The 377-nt window shown below is 62.6% G+C and carries 1 pseudogene; it reads left to right on the top strand.

The window, feature by feature from the left end:
- Positions 1–14 precede the first annotated feature (14 nt).
- Positions 15–377, top strand: a pseudogene (locus H5407_RS23710) (TonB-dependent receptor); the annotation flags it as partial.

The following is a 377-nucleotide window of genomic DNA, read 5'->3' as shown; positions in this document are numbered from 1 at the left end:
CTGGTGCGCAGATCGTGTCGACCAACATCAACATCGGTTCGACCAAGACCGAAGGTATGGACGTTGGTGTCGACTACGCCATGCGTCTGGGCGACATGGGCAAGCTGGACCTGAGCTTCCTGGGTACCTACCTGAAGGAACTGTCGAACGAGCCCGTGCCTGGCCTGGGTTCCTACGACTGCGCCGGCTACTACGGCGCGACCTGTGGCACGCCTGCTCCGAAGTGGCGTCACAAGCTGCGCGCATCCTGGGCGACCCCCTGGGGCGTGAACGCAGCGCTGACCTGGCGCTATTTCGGCAAGGTGGATGTGGACACCAGCAGCAGCAATGAGCAGTTGGCCGGCGCGGTGAGCGAAATCACCAAGACCTTCAACGCC

Origin of the sequence: Mitsuaria sp. WAJ17 (assembly GCF_014174515.1) — a bacterium.
Lineage (GTDB): Bacteria > Pseudomonadota > Gammaproteobacteria > Burkholderiales > Burkholderiaceae_C > Roseateles_B.
This window is presented reverse-complemented; position numbering and strand designations above follow the sequence as displayed.